The sequence below is a fragment of the Amycolatopsis sp. NPDC003731 genome (assembly GCF_053586895.1).
The window spans coordinates 1-15,097 of record NZ_JBSFNC010000015.1 but is presented as its reverse complement, the minus strand read 5'-3'; the positions used below and the strand labels follow the sequence as shown (position 1 = coordinate 15,097).

The window sequence follows — 15,097 nt, the reverse complement described above, 5'->3', positions numbered from 1 at the left end:
GTGAGGTCATGGTGACGACGACAGGTGATGGCTTTCCGCTTCCGATCGGCATCGAAGACACCGACGTGGCCCAGCTGGAAGCGGCCGTCGGAGTTCTGCGGGCCCTGGATTACCGGCAGGGCGGCGGGTTCTGCCGGGACGCCGTCCAGGTGGTGAAGACGGCGAGCGTGCTGCTGCACTGGGGAACGGTCCCGGATCCGTTGCGGGCCAGGCTGTACACCGTGCTGGCCGACGTGCACAACCTGCTGGGCTGGACGGAGTTCGACATCGGACGCGACGAGCCGGCGCGACGCCGCTTCGAGCGCGCGCTCGACATCGCGGCCGAGGCCGGCAACGAGAGCCTGATCGCGAACATCCACTACCGGCTCGGCCGCGTGCACCTGCACCGCCACGATGCTGACGGCGCGCTGGCCGAGTTCGCCCGCGGCCGGGCGGCGGCGCGGCGCTCGGACTCCCGCCGGGCCCTGGCGATCCTCGCGGCGAACGAGGCGTGGGCGTGCGCGATGGCCGGCGACGAGCACTCGGCCTTGACCCGGCTGGAGGAGGCCGAGGCCGCGTTCGCGACGGCGGACTCGTGGCCGGAACCGAGGCCGTGGGAGGCGTTCTTCCGCGAGACGGACATGGCGGCCATGCGCGGCACGGTCCTGACCGAGCTGGCCACCGCGGTGGCGGCCCGCCACAGCGGCGCGGCGATCACCCAGCTGACCGCGGCCGCCGACCGGTACGGCGCCGACATGGCCCGGAGCCGCTCGCTGACGCTGATCATGCTGGCCCAGAACCACGCCCTCCGCGGCGACGTCGACGAAGCCACCCGGATCGGCGCGGAGGCGGTCGACCTGGCCGGGACGGTCGGCTCGGTCCGCCCGAAGGACCGCCTGGCCCCGCTCGAGCGCCTCCTCACCCACCACCGGAGCGACCCGGCAGCCCGGGGCTTGGCCGACCGCATCGCCCACTACCGAGCCGAACCCCTGATCTGACCCCACCCGTGTCGTCCCCCCAATCACGCGTGTCGTCCCCCCAATCACGCGTGTCGACCCTCCAATCACGCGTCGTCCCGCCAATCACGCGTGTCGTCCCTCCAGACACGCGTGTCGACTCTCCAATCACACGAGACACGCCCCCGATCACGCGAGTTACGCCCCAGCCATGCGAGATACGACCTCCAGCCATGCCACATACGGCCCCCAAGCCACGCGAGTTACGCCCCAGCCATGCGAGATACGATCCCCAAGCCACGCGAGATGCGGCCCCACTCACGCGAGCCGCCTACCCGGCCACCGAGATCGCGTCCAGCGCGCGGCCGATGAGGTCCGGCAGCGGGCCCTCGCCGCCGACCCAGTCGTCCAGTGAGATGCGGACCGCCGCCATCGCCAGGGCCGCCAGCATCCGGGGCCGCGGATCGCCCTCCGGCGCGTCCCGGAACCGCGGGGCCAGCAGCTCCGCGATGGCCCGCTCGTAACGCTGGTACGTCTGCGCCGTCCACGCCGCCAGCGTCGCCGACGTCCGGGTCAGCCGGGCCAGCTCGCGGATCGCGTCCTCGTGGGCCGGGAACTCCGCCGCGAGCTCGCCGAACGCCGCCACCAGCGCTTCCTTCGGCGCCAGCTCGGCCGGCTGCCGGGCGAGCGCCGCCGTGACCAGGGTCAGCCACGGGCCGGTGATCCCCGCCGCCACCGCGCTTTCCTTGGTGTCGTAATAACGGAAGAAGGTCGCGCGGGCGACCTCGGCGTCCGCCGCGATGTGCTCGACCGTTGTCCCTGCGACGCCGTGCCGTCCCGCCAGCCGGGCCGCCGACGCGGCGATCCGCGCGTTCGTCGCCCGCCTCTTGCGGACGGCCAGGCCTTCCGGTTCACTCTGAGACATAGTCTCATTCTGGACTATCTCTCACGGAGGAGCACGGGTGAACCAGCGCGCGCAGATCGTCATGTCCGCGGACGAGGTCAGCCGGTTCCTCGACGAGCAGCGCGTCGCGACCCTCGCCACCCTGGGGCCGTCGGGCCAGCCGCACCTCGTCGCGATGTGGTACGCCGTGCTCGACGGGGTGCTGTGGTTCGAAACCAAGGCCAAGTCGCAGAAGGCCGCGAACCTGCGCCGCGACGGCCGCGCCACCGTGCTGATCGAGACCGGCGACACCTACGACGCGCTGCGCGGGGTCGCCCTCGAAGGCCGGGCCACGATCGTCGACGACCCGGACACGCTGTGGGCCGTCGGCGTCAACGTCTGGGAGCGGTACACCGGCCCGTACAGCGAAGACGTCCGCCCGATGGTCGAGTTCATGCTCACCAAGCGGGTCGCCGTCCGCCTCGACGTCGAACGGACGCGCTCCTGGGACCACCGCAAGCTCGGCCTGCCCGCGATGCCGCTCGGCGGCTCCACCGCGCGGTGACTCCGTTCGGGTCGTTGCCGGATGTTTCGTCGTCGGGCACCCGGGGTACCACCCACCCGGAGTGAACCGAGAGAAGGGATCCGCGCATGCAGACCAGGGGTGATCGTGACCGCTGACGGCAACCGCGTCCGCCCCCAGGACCTCCTGCGCGTGACGGCCCACGACGCCGGCAGCGCGGTCGTGCTCGCGATCGCGGGCGAGGTCGACCTGCTCAGCGCACCCCTCCTCGGCGACGGCGTCACCGCCGCGCTCGCGGGCGAGCCGGACGTGCTGGTGATCGACCTGTCCGAAGTGTCCTTCCTGGCGTCCATCGGCATCACGGTGCTGCTCGAAGCGCGCCACGCGGCCGGCACCGCCACCCGGCTCCGGGTCGTCGCCCCCGAGGACGGCGTCGTCAACCGCACCCTCCGGCTGACCGGCCTGCACGAGGCACTGGCCGTCACCACCACCCGGGAAGACGCGCTCAGCGGCTGAACCGGGCCGCGATCGCGCGGAAGACCTCCTTCGGTTCCCAGGCGAGCCCCGGGTACGCGGTTCCGCTCTGTCCATTGAGGACTCTGACGGCGCCGTAGCTCGCCAGGTCGAGATCGCGCCGGGGGTCCGGATCGGACGGGCATTCGTAGCCGGCGAAGGTGAACCAGAACGCGCCGTGCACCCCTTCGGCCTCGAAGACGTCCATCAGTTCGGTGAAGTACGCCGCCTGCCCGGCCTCGTCGCGGACGTAGTCGCCGTTCAGCACGCGCGGCTCGGCCTCGAAGTCGACGATCGTCCACCCGCTACCGCCCGCGTCGGCGGCGCCGCGGTGGGTGCAGCAGCCGAATTCCGTGACGACCAGCGGCTTCCCGTGGCTCAGGTGGCCCCGCACGTGCCGGGCGAAGTCCTCGGCGTTGGCGGCCGAGCGGTACAGGTCGACGGCCGCGAAGTCGAACGCGGTCCAGTCGATCTCCTCCCAGTCCCCGGCGGCGTAGGTGACCTGGCCGCCGAAGTGCTCCCGCGCGGTCTCGACGAGGTCCCGCAGCATCGCGCCGAAGTCCCACTCGTGCTCGAACCCGGCCCAGGCAGCGGGGTCCATCGCGTTGCGCAGGCGTTCCATGAGGACGGCGCCGGGAACGAACCCGGTGCAGAACAACGACATCTCGCAGCCGAGCACGAGCACGGTCTCCGGGTCCCGCGCCCGGATCTCCTCCGCCCGCCGGGCGCACTCCGCGAAGTAGGGCGTCAGCTGCGGCGGCGTGAGGTCCATCGGGAACGGCGAAAACCACACGCGCAGCCCGGCGTCGACCGCGGCGTGCGCGGCGAGGGCGAGGCGGCTCGGATCGTCGCCGCTGATCCGGACGGTGTCGCAGTGCAGGTCGGTCGCGATGATCTCGAGCTCCCGCCGCACGACCGCGGGCTCGAAGTCCCGGCGCGACCGGTCGCCGACCGCGCCGCCGAAGCCGGTGTCGTAGTTGATTCCCCTGAGCCGCATCCATCCCCCCATCGGAATGTACGTCGTACACCCGAATGTACGCTGTATATTCCGGACATGCCACAGCTGATCTGGCACCACCCGGAGCCGCCGGGCCGGAAGAACGCGCTCACCCGCGCGGCGGTGGTGCGCACGGCGATCGAGGTCGCCGACGCCGGCGGGGTCGCCGCGCTGACCATGCGGACGGTGGCCGACGCGCTGGGCGTGTCGACGCCGATGTCGCTGTACCGGTACGTACTGAACAAGGACGGCCTGGTCGACCTGATGCTCGACGCGGTGTCGGCCGAGGTCGCGGTGCCGGCCGCCCCCAGCGGCGACTGGCGCGCCGACCTGCGCGGGCTCGCGCTCAGCCTGTGGTCGATGATCGGGCGGCACCGCTGGTACGCCGAGCTGGTGGACGGCCGGCCCCCGTTCGGGCCGCACACCCTCCGGCGGACGGCTTTCCTGCTGTCAGTGCTCGACGGCGCCGGCCTGTCCCCCGCCGTCGCGTATGCGTCGCTGCTGGACAACTACGTGACGGGAACGGCGATGAGCGTCAGCCGGGAGCTGGTGCTGCTCGAAAGTTTCGGCATCGGCTCGACGGAGGACCTGCAGGCGTATGCACCCGAGATGGCCGACGACTCGCTCGCGACGTGGCTTGCGGACATGCCGGACCTGACGGCGGACGGCCGCTTCGAGCTCGGCCTGGACTGCCTGCTCGACGGCTTCGCCCAGCGGCGCCGCTGACCGTGGTTGCGTTGCTCAGCACGCAGGGCCGCGGGGTGGGTGGCAGGATGTGCGCGGTGAGCATGCGTGCCAGGAACAACGTGACCGTCACCGGCCAGGACGACGGCCCCACCCTGCTGCTCGCGCACGGCTTCGGCTGTGACCAGAACCTCTGGCGGCTCGTCGTCCCGGCACTCGCGCAGCAGTACCGGGTCGTTCTCTTCGACCACACCGGCGCGGGGCGCTCGGACCTCTCCGCCTGGACCCCCGAGCGCTACGGCAGCCTCGACGGCTACGCCGACGACGTCCTCGCCATCTGCCACGAGCTCGACCTGCGGGACGTCGTTCTCGTGGGCCACTCGGTCAGCGCGATGATCGCCGTGCTGGCCGTCAACCGGGAACCGGACCGGTTCGCGAAGCTGGTGCTGCTCACGCCGTCGCCCTGCTACCTCGACGACGGCGACTACCACGGCGGGTTCAGCCGGGCCGACATCGACGAACTGCTCGACTCGCTCGAGTCGAACTACCTGGGCTGGTCGGCGACCATGGCGCCGGTCATCATGGGCAACCCGGACCGCCCCGAGCTGGGCGAGGAGCTGACGAACAGCTTCTGCCGCACCGATCCCGCGATCGCGCGCGTCTTCGCCCGGGTCACCTTCCTCTCCGACAACCGGGCCGATCTGGCGAAGGTTTCCGTGCCCACGCTGATCCTCGAGTGCGAGAACGACGCCATCGCGCCGCCCGCGGTGGGGCGGTTCACCCACGAGCAGATCGACGGCAGCACCCTGGTGACGCTCGCCGCCACCGGGCACTGCCCGCAGCTCAGCGCGCCGGAGGCGACGGCCGCCGCGATCACGGCGTTCGTGAGCGGGCCGTGATGTGCGAAGACCACCCCGGTCCGGGTGGTCGGGAGAGCGCGGCCCCGGAATTCTCGGCCCTGCTGGAGGACAGCGCGGAAGACCTCTACGAGCACGCCCCCTGCGGGTACCTCTCGACGCTGCTCGACGGCACCATCGCGAAGATCAACACCACCCTGCTCGGCTGGCTCGGCTACGAGCGCGACGCCGTCGTCGGCCGGCGCCGGTTCGCCGATCTGCTCACCGTCGGCGGCCGGATCTACCACGAGACGCACTTCGCGCCGCTCCTGCGCATGCAGGGCGAGCTCGGCGGCGTCGCCTTCGAGCTGAAGACCGCCGACGGGAGCCGGCTGCCGGTGCTGGTGACCTCGACGGTCAAGACCGGCACGGACGGGCAGGCGCAGCTGATCCGCACCACGATCTTCGACGCCCGTGACCGGCGGGCCTACGAGCAGGAACTCCTGCGGGCGCGCGAAGAAGCCGAGCGCGAACGCGACCGGGTGCAGCGGCTCGCGCGGACGCTGCAGCAAACCCTGTTGCCGCCCGCCCTGGCCGAGGTGCCCGGCGTGCAGGTCGCGGCCTACTACCACCCGGCGTCGGCCGACGAGGTCGGCGGCGACTTCTACGACCTGTTCCCGCTGACCGGGGACACGTGGGGGTTCTTCCTCGGCGACGTGTCCGGGAAGGGCGCCGCCGCGGCCGTGGTGACGTCGCTGGCGCGCTACACCCTGCGCGCCGCCGCGGTGCACGATCCCGAGCCGGCCACCGTGCTGGACCGCCTCAACACCGTGCTGCACCACGAGTACCGCGGCGCCGATCCGCGCTACTGCACCGTCATCCAGGGTCGCATCCGGCCCGGGGCGGACGGCGCGGCGGTCACCCTGGCCACCGGCGGCCACCCGCCGGCGCTGCTGATCCGCGCCGACGGCACGTCCGCGTTCCTGCCCGTCCCGGGCGGCCAGCTGGTGGGCGCGCTGCCCCGGGCGCGCTTCGCCACCGAGGACGTCTTCCTGAACCCGGGCGACACTCTGCTGCTCTACACCGACGGCCTGACCGAAGCCCGCACGCAAGGCCGCGTCCGCTACAGCGAAGAGCAGCTGCGGACGCACCTGACCGGCCTGGCGCCGACGACGGCACCGGCGGTGATCACGGCGGTGACCGGCCTGCTCGCCGGCTTCGGCGACGGCGTCGAGGACGACACGGCGCTGCTGGCGCTGAGCATCCCGCTTCCCGGAGGCGATCGAGCGTGACCGGCACCCCGTTCTCCGTCGCGACCCGCACCACCGGGGCCGGGGCGGTGGTCACCGTCGAGGGCGAACTCGACGTGGCGACCGCGCCCCGCCTCCGCGCCGGGGTGGCCGCGCTCGCCCTGGGGCCCGGTCAGCTGCTGGTGGTGGACCTGGCCGGGGTGACGTTCTGCGACTCCAGCGGGATTTCCGCGCTGATCGCGGCCCGCAACGTCGCCGAGGCGGCCGGCGCGGGCGTCGCACTGGCGGCGGTTCCGGCCCGGCTGAGCCGGACCTTCGGGCTGATCGGCCTCGCCGGCTTCTTCCCGACCTACCCGAGCGCCGAAGACGCCTTCAAGGATTGACGTTTCCCCGGCCAGGGCCTGGTCCGAGCGACGGGTCGGTGCGGCGAACACGACCCGGCCGATGCCGAGCCCGAACGGCTCCCGTCACGCCCCGACCCGACCACCGGCTGAAGCCCCGCCCTCAACACACGCAGCGGGATCCAGCTCGGCCAGCACCGCCCGGATGGCCGGGCTGGCCTCCGCGCTCCGCCGCCACACCGCGTGCACCTCCCGCTTCGGCGGCCGTCGAAGCGGCCGCGCGATCAAGCCATCCCCCAGCGGCGGCCGCGCCAGCCTCGGAACCAACGCCACCACCTGCCCCGACGCCACCAGCGACAGCTGCGTCGCGAAGTCGTCGACCCGGTGACGCACATCGGGCTCCTCCGCGAACAACCGCCGGAACCATTGGTGGCAAACGGTTCCCGGTGGGCTGGTCACCCACGCGTGCCCGGCCAGCGAATGCTCGTCCAGCGGTGCTCCGGCCTCCGCGAGCGGGTGCGTGCGGCTCACCACCACGTCGCCGACGTCCGTGTGCACCCACCGCCGGGCCAGCGTCGGCGGCAACGGCGTGGGCAGCAACCCGTCGGCGTCGTGGACCAGCGCCAGGTCGGCGGTCCCCGCGAGGACGCTGCGCAACGCCTCGTCCGGGTCCTGCTCCGTGACCTCCACGCGCAGTTCCGGGAAGGCCAGCCGCGGCATCAGGGGCGCCAGCAGGCCGCGGATCGCCGTCGAAAACGCCACCACCCGGAGCGTGCCCCGCGGTGCGCCTTCCGAGACCGACTGGGCGGCTTCGGCGCAGCGCTCCAGCGCCTGGAACACCTCCGGCGCCGAGTCGACGATCGCCCGGCCCGCCGGGGTCAGCACCACCCCGCGGCCCGCCGGCGCCAGCACCGGGACGCCGACCTGCCGTTCCAGCCGCTTGATCTGCTGCGACACCGCCGACGCCGTGAAACCCAGCTCCTCGGCCGCCCGCGCCAGCGTCCCGAGCGCCGCCACGGAGCGCAACGCCCGCAGTGCACCCACCTCAATCATGCTGTGCCGATCTTTACCAATCCGACCGCAGTCACGGCCGGATGACTTTCGCGGCAACGGGTTACCTGCCGCGTGGGGGGCCGGCCTACTTTGGCCGGATTGGTAAAGCCAAACTACGCAATATCGGCAAAAAAGCATCGCTGGACCGCAGCAGTTTCACCCGGCACGGTCGGACCATGACCGAATTCGGCGCCAACCTCGTCGCGATGGTGACCCCCATGGAGCCCGGCGGCGCGCTCAGCGCACCCGGCCTGACCCGGCTCGTCGAGCACCTGCTGGCCACCGGGTGCGACGGCCTCGTCGTCGGCGGGACCACCGGCGAGTCCCGACCCTCTCCGACGCCGAGTCCGCCGGCCTCGTCCGGGCCGTGGCCGCCCAGGTGGCGAACCGGGCGCGCGTGATCGCCGGCGTCGGCACCCACGACACGGCCTCGAGCGTCCGCCGGGCCCGCGAAGCCGAGGCGGCGGGCGCCGACGCGCTGCTGCTCGTCTGTCCCTACTACTCCCGGCCGACGCAGGCCGGCGTGCTCGCCCACTGCCTGGCCGTCGCGGACGCCACCGAGCTGCCGGTGATGCTCTACGACGTCCCGGCGCGCACCGGCGTCGCGATGACGGCGGCGACGTTGATCGAGCTGGCCGGCCACCCGCGGATCCGGGCGGTCAAGGACGCGAAGGGCGACCTGTCCGAAGCGATGACGGTGCTGAGCCGGACGTCGCTGGCGTACTACTGCGGCATCGACGAGCTCAACCTGCCGTACCTGGCGTGCGGCGCCGCGGGCCTGGTCAGCGTCGTGGCCAACGTGGCGGCCGAGCGCACCGCCGACCTCATCCGCGCCGTCCGCGACGGCGACCTCGGGAAGGCGCGCGCGATCCACGACGAGCTGATCCCGCTGACGGACCGGCTCATGCGGTCCGGCACGGCCGCGGCGAACGCCAAGGCCGCGCTGGCCGAGCTGGGCGTCATCCCGCACGCGAGCGTGCGCCTTCCGCTGGTCGAAGCGGAGCCCGCGCCTGCCGTCCCGAGCCGAACGTGAAGTGGTGGGACACAGGGACGCCCAGCTCGATCACGAACCGGCCGCCCGGCTCCAGGTGGCGGGCCGCGTTGGGGAAGCACGCCACCTGCTCGTCCTGGGTCGGCAGGTTCGCGCGACCACCGGGATCGCCGCCTTCGCGCGCAGCCGGGCCGGCATCGGCTCCGACAGCTCGATGCCGGTCACGGACACGCCGCGCTCGGCGAGCGGGACGGCGATCCGCCCGGTCCCGATGGCGAACTCCAGCGCCCGCCCGCCGTCCGGGCGCTCCACGACGGGCCCGACGACCTCGGGGGCGAACATCCCGCGGCCCGGGGTGTCGTAGCGCTCGGCGGCGTCGGCGTCCCAGATCTCGTCTTGTCGCACGTCCCCACCCTCGCCCGCAGCCGCGGAAAGTGTCCAACCAGGTAGAACTTGCCCGATTTCGGGCAGGAATTTGGGGTTCGCCACCAGAAGAGGCATGATGGCCCGCGTGAAGGACACCGACATCGTCGAGCGCGTGGCCGCGTCCACCGGGCTGCCACCCGGGGTCGCCGCCCGCGTCGTCGACGACGTCCTGGCCTTCTACCGGACTCCCACCGAGGACTACGTGCGCCGCCGGCACGCCGAGCTGCAGGCCCAGGGGCGGAAGAACCCCGAGATCTTCCCCCTGATCGCCGGCGAGCTCCGCGGGCGGCTGGTGGCCGCGCCCGTCCTCTCCGAGCGGCAGCTGCGCCGCATCGTCTACAGCTAGGAAGAGGTCTCCCCATGTGCGGGATCGTCGGCTACATCGGCGGCCAGAACGCGGCCCCCATCCTGCTCGAAGGCCTGACCCGGCTCGAGTACCGCGGCTACGACTCGGCGGGCATCGCCGTCCTCGGCGCGAAGGGCACCGCCCAGGTCCACCGGGTCGTCGGGCGGGTGCGCAACCTCGCCGCCGCGCTGCCCAAGCGGCTCACCGGCAAGGCCGGCATCGGGCACACGCGCTGGGCCACGCACGGCCCCGCGTCGGAGGCCAACGCGCACCCGCACACCTCCGAAGACGGCCGGATCTGCGTCGTCCACAACGGCATCATCGACAACGCCGACACCCTGCGCGCCCAGCTCGCGGACGCCGGCGTCACCCTCGCGTCCGAGACCGACACCGAGGTCCTCGCCCACCTGATCGCGCGCTCGGCCGCCGAAACCCTGGAAGACGCCGTCGTCGAGGCGGTCTCCCGGGTCACCGGCACGTACGCGATCGCCGTCACCGACAGCGCGCACCCGGACCGGCTGGTCATCGCGCGCAACGGCTCGCCGCTGATCATCGGCGTCGGCGAGCGGGAGATGTTCGTCGCCAGTGACCTCGCCGCGCTCGTCCGGCACACCTCGCAGGTCGCGCACCTCGACGACGGCGAGTTCGCGACCGTCTTCGCCACCGGCTACCGCACCTTCACCGTCGACGAGAGCGACACCACCAAGCCCGCCACCGAGATCGACATCGACGCCGAGGACCTCGACCTGGGCGGCTACCCGCACTACATGGCCAAGGAGATCCAGGAGCAGCCCGAGTCCGTCGAGCGGATCATCCGCGGCCGCCTCGACGACCGGTTCGGCGTCGCCCGGCTGGACGGGCTCAACCTGACGCCGCGGGAGCTGCGCGGGTTCGCCCGCGTGAAGATCCTCGGCTGCGGCTCCGCGTACTACGTCGGCCAGATCGGCGCGACGATGATCGAAGAACTCGCCCGGATCCCGGCCGACGCCGAGGCCGCGTCGGAATTCCGCTACCGCAACCCGATCATCGAGGCCGACACGCTCTACATCGCGGTCAGCCAGTCCGGGGAGACCATCGACACCGCTTTCGCCGTCGAGGAGATCAAGCGCAAGGGCGGCCGGGTCGTCGGCCTGGTCAACGTGGTCGGCTCGACCATCGCCCGCGCCTGCGAAGGCGGCGTCTACCTGCACGCCGGCCCGGAGATCGCGGTCGCCTCGACCAAGGCGCTGACCAACATGGCCGTCGGGTTCGCCCTGATCGCGCTGGCGCTCGGCCGGGTGCGCGATCTGTCCAATGCGGACGGTCTGCGGATCATCGACGCCGTCCGCGCGCTGCCCGGCCAGATCAAGTCCGTTCTGGACTTCGAGCCGGAGATCGCCGAGCACGCGAAGACGGTCGCCGCCGCGAAGAGCCTGTTCTTCGTCGGCCGCGTCCGCGGCTACCCGGTGGCCCGCGAGGGCGCGCAGAAGTTCAAGGAGATCTCCTACCGGCACGCCGAGGCGTACCAGACGTCCGAGCTCAAGCACGGCCCGCTGGCCCTGATCGACGAAGCCCTCCCGACGGTCGCCGTCGTGCCGTCGGACGAGCTGACCGAGCGCAACCTGGCCGCGGTCCAGCAGATCAAGGCCCGTGGCGGCGCGGTCTTGGCGGTGACCCACGCGGACGTCGACTTCGGCGAACTCGACGTCCCGCGGATCGTGGTGCCCAAGACCGAGCCGGAGCTCGACCCGATCCTCTTGACCATCCCGCTGCAGCTGCTCGCCTACCACGCGGCGCTGACCCTGGGCTACGACATCGACAAGCCGCGCAACCTGGCGAAATCCGTCACAGTCGAGTGACACTTCCGCCCAGGCGCCGTGCGGGCTGCCCGGCGGATCGAGGTTTCAGGCTCTCCCGGCGAGGGCCGCCCCGGCGATGTCCTGCCGCCGCAGCCGGGCCTGCTTGGGCATGTTCCAGCCGAGCACCCCGGTGACGGCCCCGCCACGCCGGTACTCCGCCACGAACCGCCCCGCGGCCGGGTCACCCTCCACAACGGACACTTCGGCGTCCGCGGACAGGGTTCCGTGCACGTGGATCCGGGCGTCGAACTGGTTGGTCCAGAAGTACGGCACCGGCGTGTACGGGCGGTCCTCGCCGAGGATGTTCCCCGCGACCGCGACCGCCTGCTCGGTGGCGTTTGTCCGGTTTTCCAGCCGCAGCACCGCATCGAGCCCTTCGTGGTGCCAGCGGGCGACGTCGCCGGCCGCGTAGATCCCCTGCGCCGCCCGGCAGCGGGAGTCGCACACCACGCCGTTGTCGCACAGCACCCCGCTGCCCGCCAGCCATTCCGTCGCCGGCGCGGCTCCGAAGGCGACCACGACGACGTCGGCAGGCAGCGCCTTTCCTGTCGCCAGCCGCACCCCGGTCACCCGGCCGGCTTCCGCGGCGAGCCCGGTGACCGGCGAGCCGAGCCGCAACTCGACGCCGCGGGCGATGTGCAGCTCGGCGAGCAAGCCCGCGGCGAGGGGGCCGAACTGGTAGGCCAGCGGCGCGGATTGAGGTCCGGCGAGGGTGACCGCCACGCCCGCCGCGCACAGGGTCGCGGCGATCTCCGTACCGAGCACGCCGTCGCCGACGACCACCACCCGCTTGCCCGGCGCCAGGTCCGCACGCAGGGCCAGCGTGTCGTCGAGGGTGCGCAGCACGTGGACGCCGGCCAGGCCGTCCTGCCCCGGCAGGGTGCGCGGCCGCAGCCCGGTGGCGAGCACGACCGCGTCGGCGGTCCGGGTCCGCCCGGCCGCGGTGTGGACGGTCCGCGCGCCGGCGTCCAGCCGCACCGCCGGGTCGCCGAGCGCGAACTCGGCGTCCAATGCGGACAGTTCGTCCGGGGTCCGGAGCCGGGTCTGCTCGGGGGTCCAGCTCCCCTCGAGGACCTGCTTGGACAGCGGCGGCCGGTCGTAAGGCAGGTGCGCTTCGGCGCCCAGCACGGTCACGAGGCCCGCGTACCCCTTGCGGCGCAGGGCTTCCACGGTCGCGAGCCCGGCGGCCGAGGCGCCGACGACCAGGACGTCGTCGATCATCCCTGCTCGCTGATCGAGATCGCGACCCCCGGGCACACGCTCGCCGCCTCGCGGACGGTCGCGTGCAGCGCCTCGGCGGGGCGCTCGTCGAGCAGGATGACGATGCCGTCGTCGTCGCGCTGGTCGAACACGTCCGGGGCGAGCATGACGCAGGTGCCGGCGCCGCAGCACTTGGCCTCGTCCACGATGACCTTCATGGCTTTTCCTTTCCTCGCGGTTGCTTCGTGACCGGCGCGAGCCACAGCCCGGCCAGTACGTCGGTGAGGGCGGCGGCGGTGTCGCGCCAGCCGGCCCTCGGGGTGCCCGTGCCGTCGGCGAGGGCGCGTTCGCGCTCGGCCATCGCGTGCATCAGCACGAGGCGGGTGCTGTCGTTGCGTTCGGCGCGGACTTCGGCGGGCAGTCCGGGCAGGCACCGGTAGAGGCCGGTGAGGGTCCGCGCCGGCGACGGGGACGTCAGGGTCTCCTCGATGATGACTTCGCGCAGCGACGGCTCGGTCATCACCTGGGCGGCGAACCGGGCGAACCAGGTCGGCGTGCCCAGCTCGGCCAGGTGCTCGGTCGTCGGGTACACCAGGCACGCGAGCCAACCCCGCAGCCCGGTCTGGCCGCGGTCCAGCCGGCGGCCACGCAGCCGCTCGACCGGCCCGGTGTGCTTGCGGACGATGGCCCGCACCAGCTCGGCCCGGGTGCCGAAGTGGTAGCCCACGGCGGTGTTGTTCCTCTGCCCGGCCGCCTCACTGATCTGCCGGTTCGACACGGCCAGCACGCCGTGTTCGGCGTAGAGGTGTTCCGCAGCGACCAAGATCCGCTCCCGGGTCGCCCGGGCGCGTCCGGCCCGGCCCGCCGTGGTCACCCCGGGCGCCGCCGCGCAGCCCCGGCCGGGCCCACGCGCCGCCGTCACCAGCGGACGGGCAGTTCCCGCAACCCGCCGACGGCGAGCCCCTCGACCCGGCGCAGCTGGTCCGCCGGGACCGCGAGCTCGAGGTTCGGCAGCTTGCGCAGCAGCACTTCCAGCACGACCTGCAGCTCGGTGCGGGCCAGCGGCTGCCCGAGGCACGCGTGCGCACCGGCGCCGAAGGCCAGGTGCGGGTTCGGGCTGCGGGTCAGGTCGAGTTCGGCGGCGTTCTCGAAGGCGCCTTCGTCCCGGTTGGCCGCGGCCATGCTGCACATCGCGGTGGTGCCCGCCGGCAGCACGGTGCCGCCGACTTCGAAGTCCTCGGTCAGGTAACGCTGCATGCCGACTCCCGCGTTGGCGTCCGCCCGCAGCGCCTCCTCGACCGCCGTGCGCACCAGCGACGGATCGGCCAGCAGCTGCTCCCAGCGGCTGCGGTCGGCCAGCAGCATCGCCGTCATCTTGGCGATCATGTTCGCGGTGGTCTCGTGGCCGGCGATGAGCAGGCCGATGCCGGTGGCGGCCAGCTTCGCGTCGGACCAGCCGGCGCCGTCGGCGATCAGCGCGCTGAGGATGTCGTCACCCGGTTCGGCCCGCTTGGCGGCGAGGTGCCCGCCCATGTACCGGCCGAACTCCGCCTGCGCGGCGTCGAACTCCGCCTGGGTGTAGCGGGTCATGCTGAGCATGACGTCGGACCAGTGGGCGAACCGGTCGCGATCGGTGTCCGGCACGCCGAGCATGTCGCAGATGACCCAGACCGGCAGCGGGAAGGCGAGGCCCGCCTTGAGGTCGCCGGGCGCGCCCTTGGCGACCATCTCGTCGATCAGTTGCCCGGCCATCGCCGCCATGCCCGGCCGCAGCGCGTTCATCCGCTTGGCGGTGAACCACTTGCCGATCATGCGGCGCCACGTCAGGTGGTCCTCGCCGTGCTGCGGGAGCACCGACGCCATCTCGCTGTTGAACACCCCGCCCGACTCGGTGTCCGCGACGCGGGCGGCGTTGTCCCCCGGCGCCGGCCGGGTGAACCGCGGGTCGGACAGGACGGTCTTGACGTCGGCGTAGCGGGTGATCAGCGCGGCTTCGTCCCCGCTGGCCAGCGCGACGCGCGCGACCGGGCACTTCTCGCGGAACTCGGCCCACTCGGCCGGCGGCTCCAGCGCGGTGGCGGCCTCGAACGGGAACCGCGGCAGCGATTCGGGGTGGCTTGGCGTCATTACGGGCCTCTCGTTGGTGAATGTCCGCTGCCCCGAGGATGGCGACGATCCCTTGTTAAGTCAAGCAGTTGACTTAATCGCCGCCCACCGAGTGCCGGGGCTTTTTAAATATTGTTTTTTGGTGTGTGGACTATTTATATTTTGATCAGCTGGC

The 15,097-nt window shown here is 72.5% G+C and carries 17 protein-coding genes and 1 pseudogene; 10 read left to right on the top strand and 8 right to left on the bottom strand.

What is annotated here, in order from left to right; all coding sequences use genetic code 11:
• Positions 1-8 precede the first annotated feature (8 nt).
• On the top strand, positions 9-977 hold the full coding sequence (locus tag ACWDN5_RS09045; protein WP_310971127.1) for a hypothetical protein: 969 nt from the start codon (positions 9-11) through the stop codon (positions 975-977).
• A gap of 289 nt (positions 978-1,266) precedes the next feature.
• Here the strand turns inward: ACWDN5_RS09045 and ACWDN5_RS09040 are convergent, their stop codons facing one another.
• Positions 1,267-1,860 (bottom strand): acyl-CoA-like ligand-binding transcription factor, encoded by a 594-nt coding sequence (locus ACWDN5_RS09040; RefSeq protein ID WP_449675683.1) that lies wholly within the window; start codon positions 1,858-1,860, stop codon positions 1,267-1,269.
• 37 nt (positions 1,861-1,897) lie between these two features.
• Here ACWDN5_RS09040 and ACWDN5_RS09035 point away from each other — a divergent pair, with 37 nt between their 5' ends.
• Positions 1,898-2,383 (top strand): pyridoxamine 5'-phosphate oxidase family protein, encoded by a 486-nt coding sequence (locus ACWDN5_RS09035; protein ID WP_449675681.1) that lies wholly within the window; start codon positions 1,898-1,900, stop codon positions 2,381-2,383.
• A gap of 99 nt (positions 2,384-2,482) precedes the next feature.
• Positions 2,483-2,857: an STAS domain-containing protein gene (locus ACWDN5_RS09030; protein WP_449675679.1), complete on the top strand. Its 375-nt coding sequence runs from the start codon at positions 2,483-2,485 to the stop codon at positions 2,855-2,857.
• On the opposite strand, the gene ACWDN5_RS09025 is transcribed toward ACWDN5_RS09030, so the two are convergent.
• Entirely contained in the window at positions 2,847-3,851 is a 1,005-nt protein-coding gene (locus tag ACWDN5_RS09025) for a hypothetical protein (protein ID WP_449675677.1), read from the bottom strand. The genes ACWDN5_RS09030 and ACWDN5_RS09025 overlap by 11 nt on opposite strands.
• 57 nt (positions 3,852-3,908) lie before the next feature.
• On the opposite strand from ACWDN5_RS09025, the gene ACWDN5_RS09020 reads away from it, so the two are divergent.
• From ACWDN5_RS09020 to ACWDN5_RS09005, 4 genes are read left to right on the top strand one after another with little or no spacing between them, the layout of a single operon-like run.
• The gene (locus ACWDN5_RS09020) at positions 3,909-4,577 is read left to right on the top strand and encodes a TetR/AcrR family transcriptional regulator (RefSeq protein WP_449675675.1); all 669 of its coding nucleotides are present in this window, start codon (positions 3,909-3,911) and stop codon (positions 4,575-4,577) included.
• Positions 4,578-4,633: 56 nt separating this feature from the next.
• The gene (locus ACWDN5_RS09015) at positions 4,634-5,434 is read left to right on the top strand and encodes an alpha/beta fold hydrolase (protein WP_449675673.1); all 801 of its coding nucleotides are present in this window, start codon (positions 4,634-4,636) and stop codon (positions 5,432-5,434) included.
• A complete protein-coding gene (locus ACWDN5_RS09010) occupies positions 5,434-6,663 on the top strand; it encodes a PP2C family protein-serine/threonine phosphatase (protein WP_449675671.1) in 1,230 nt (409 codons plus the stop codon). The genes ACWDN5_RS09015 and ACWDN5_RS09010 overlap by 1 nt, the downstream gene beginning before the upstream one ends.
• Positions 6,660-7,004 carry an STAS domain-containing protein gene (locus ACWDN5_RS09005; RefSeq protein ID WP_449675669.1) on the top strand — a complete coding sequence of 115 codons (345 nt, stop codon included), beginning with the start codon at positions 6,660-6,662 and terminating at the stop codon, positions 7,002-7,004. The genes ACWDN5_RS09010 and ACWDN5_RS09005 overlap by 4 nt, the downstream gene beginning before the upstream one ends.
• Positions 7,005-7,088: 84 nt before the next feature.
• Here ACWDN5_RS09005 and ACWDN5_RS09000 read toward each other — a convergent pair whose 3' ends face one another.
• The gene (locus ACWDN5_RS09000) at positions 7,089-8,015 is read right to left on the bottom strand and encodes a LysR family transcriptional regulator (protein WP_449675667.1); all 927 of its coding nucleotides are present in this window, start codon (positions 8,013-8,015) and stop codon (positions 7,089-7,091) included.
• A gap of 176 nt (positions 8,016-8,191) precedes the next feature.
• On the opposite strand from ACWDN5_RS09000, the pseudogene dapA reads away from it, so the two are divergent.
• A pseudogene (dapA, locus tag ACWDN5_RS08995) lies at positions 8,192-9,048 on the top strand (4-hydroxy-tetrahydrodipicolinate synthase).
• Positions 9,049-9,078: 30 nt separating this feature from the next.
• Here dapA and ACWDN5_RS08990 read toward each other — a convergent pair.
• On the bottom strand, positions 9,079-9,411 hold the full coding sequence (locus ACWDN5_RS08990) for a class I SAM-dependent methyltransferase (protein ID WP_449675666.1): 333 nt from the start codon (positions 9,409-9,411) through the stop codon (positions 9,079-9,081).
• Between the two features lie 94 nt (positions 9,412-9,505).
• On the opposite strand from ACWDN5_RS08990, the gene ACWDN5_RS08985 reads away from it, so the two are divergent.
• Both ACWDN5_RS08985 and glmS read left to right on the top strand, forming a co-directional pair.
• Entirely contained in the window at positions 9,506-9,778 is a 273-nt protein-coding gene (locus tag ACWDN5_RS08985) for a hypothetical protein (protein WP_449675664.1), read from the top strand.
• Between the two features lie 14 nt (positions 9,779-9,792).
• Entirely contained in the window at positions 9,793-11,616 is a 1,824-nt protein-coding gene (glmS, locus tag ACWDN5_RS08980) for a glutamine--fructose-6-phosphate transaminase (isomerizing) (RefSeq protein ID WP_449675662.1), read from the top strand.
• Between the two features lie 45 nt (positions 11,617-11,661).
• Here glmS and ACWDN5_RS08975 read toward each other — a convergent pair whose 3' ends face one another.
• The 4 genes from ACWDN5_RS08975 to ACWDN5_RS08960 form a co-directional block, all read right to left on the bottom strand.
• Positions 11,662-12,837, bottom strand: coding sequence for an NAD(P)/FAD-dependent oxidoreductase (locus ACWDN5_RS08975; protein ID WP_449675660.1), 1,176 nt, complete (start codon positions 12,835-12,837; stop codon positions 11,662-11,664).
• On the bottom strand, positions 12,834-13,034 hold the full coding sequence (locus ACWDN5_RS08970; RefSeq protein ID WP_449675658.1) for a ferredoxin: 201 nt from the start codon (positions 13,032-13,034) through the stop codon (positions 12,834-12,836). Before ACWDN5_RS08970 ends, ACWDN5_RS08975 begins: the two co-directional genes overlap by 4 nt.
• Positions 13,031-13,639 (bottom strand): TetR family transcriptional regulator, encoded by a 609-nt coding sequence (locus tag ACWDN5_RS08965; protein WP_449675656.1) that lies wholly within the window; start codon positions 13,637-13,639, stop codon positions 13,031-13,033. Before ACWDN5_RS08965 ends, ACWDN5_RS08970 begins: the two co-directional genes overlap by 4 nt.
• Positions 13,640-13,734: 95 nt before the next feature.
• Positions 13,735-14,943 (bottom strand): cytochrome P450, encoded by a 1,209-nt coding sequence (locus tag ACWDN5_RS08960; protein WP_449675655.1) that lies wholly within the window; start codon positions 14,941-14,943, stop codon positions 13,735-13,737.
• Between the last annotated feature and the right edge of the window lie 154 nt (positions 14,944-15,097).

Excerpts from the sequence above, each read along its gene's own strand:
- ACWDN5_RS08975 (WP_449675660.1), bottom strand. The coding sequence starts at position 12,837 with ATGATCGACGACGTCCTGGTCGTCGGCGCCTCGGCCGCCGGGCTCGCG.
- glmS (WP_449675662.1), top strand. The coding sequence starts at position 9,793 with ATGTGCGGGATCGTCGGCTACATCGGCGGCCAGAACGCGGCCCCCATC.
- ACWDN5_RS08970 (WP_449675658.1), bottom strand. The coding sequence starts at position 13,034 with ATGAAGGTCATCGTGGACGAGGCCAAGTGCTGCGGCGCCGGCACCTGC.
- ACWDN5_RS09000 (WP_449675667.1), bottom strand. The coding sequence starts at position 8,015 with ATGATTGAGGTGGGTGCACTGCGGGCGTTGCGCTCCGTGGCGGCGCTC.
- ACWDN5_RS09025 (WP_449675677.1), bottom strand. The coding sequence starts at position 3,851 with ATGCGGCTCAGGGGAATCAACTACGACACCGGCTTCGGCGGCGCGGTC.
- ACWDN5_RS09020 (WP_449675675.1), top strand. The coding sequence starts at position 3,909 with ATGCCACAGCTGATCTGGCACCACCCGGAGCCGCCGGGCCGGAAGAAC.
- ACWDN5_RS09045 (WP_310971127.1), top strand. The coding sequence starts at position 9 with ATGGTGACGACGACAGGTGATGGCTTTCCGCTTCCGATCGGCATCGAA.
- ACWDN5_RS09010 (WP_449675671.1), top strand. The coding sequence starts at position 5,434 with ATGTGCGAAGACCACCCCGGTCCGGGTGGTCGGGAGAGCGCGGCCCCG.
- ACWDN5_RS08985 (WP_449675664.1), top strand. The coding sequence starts at position 9,506 with ATGATGGCCCGCGTGAAGGACACCGACATCGTCGAGCGCGTGGCCGCG.
- ACWDN5_RS09040 (WP_449675683.1), bottom strand. The coding sequence starts at position 1,860 with ATGTCTCAGAGTGAACCGGAAGGCCTGGCCGTCCGCAAGAGGCGGGCG.
- ACWDN5_RS08960 (WP_449675655.1), bottom strand. The coding sequence starts at position 14,943 with ATGACGCCAAGCCACCCCGAATCGCTGCCGCGGTTCCCGTTCGAGGCC.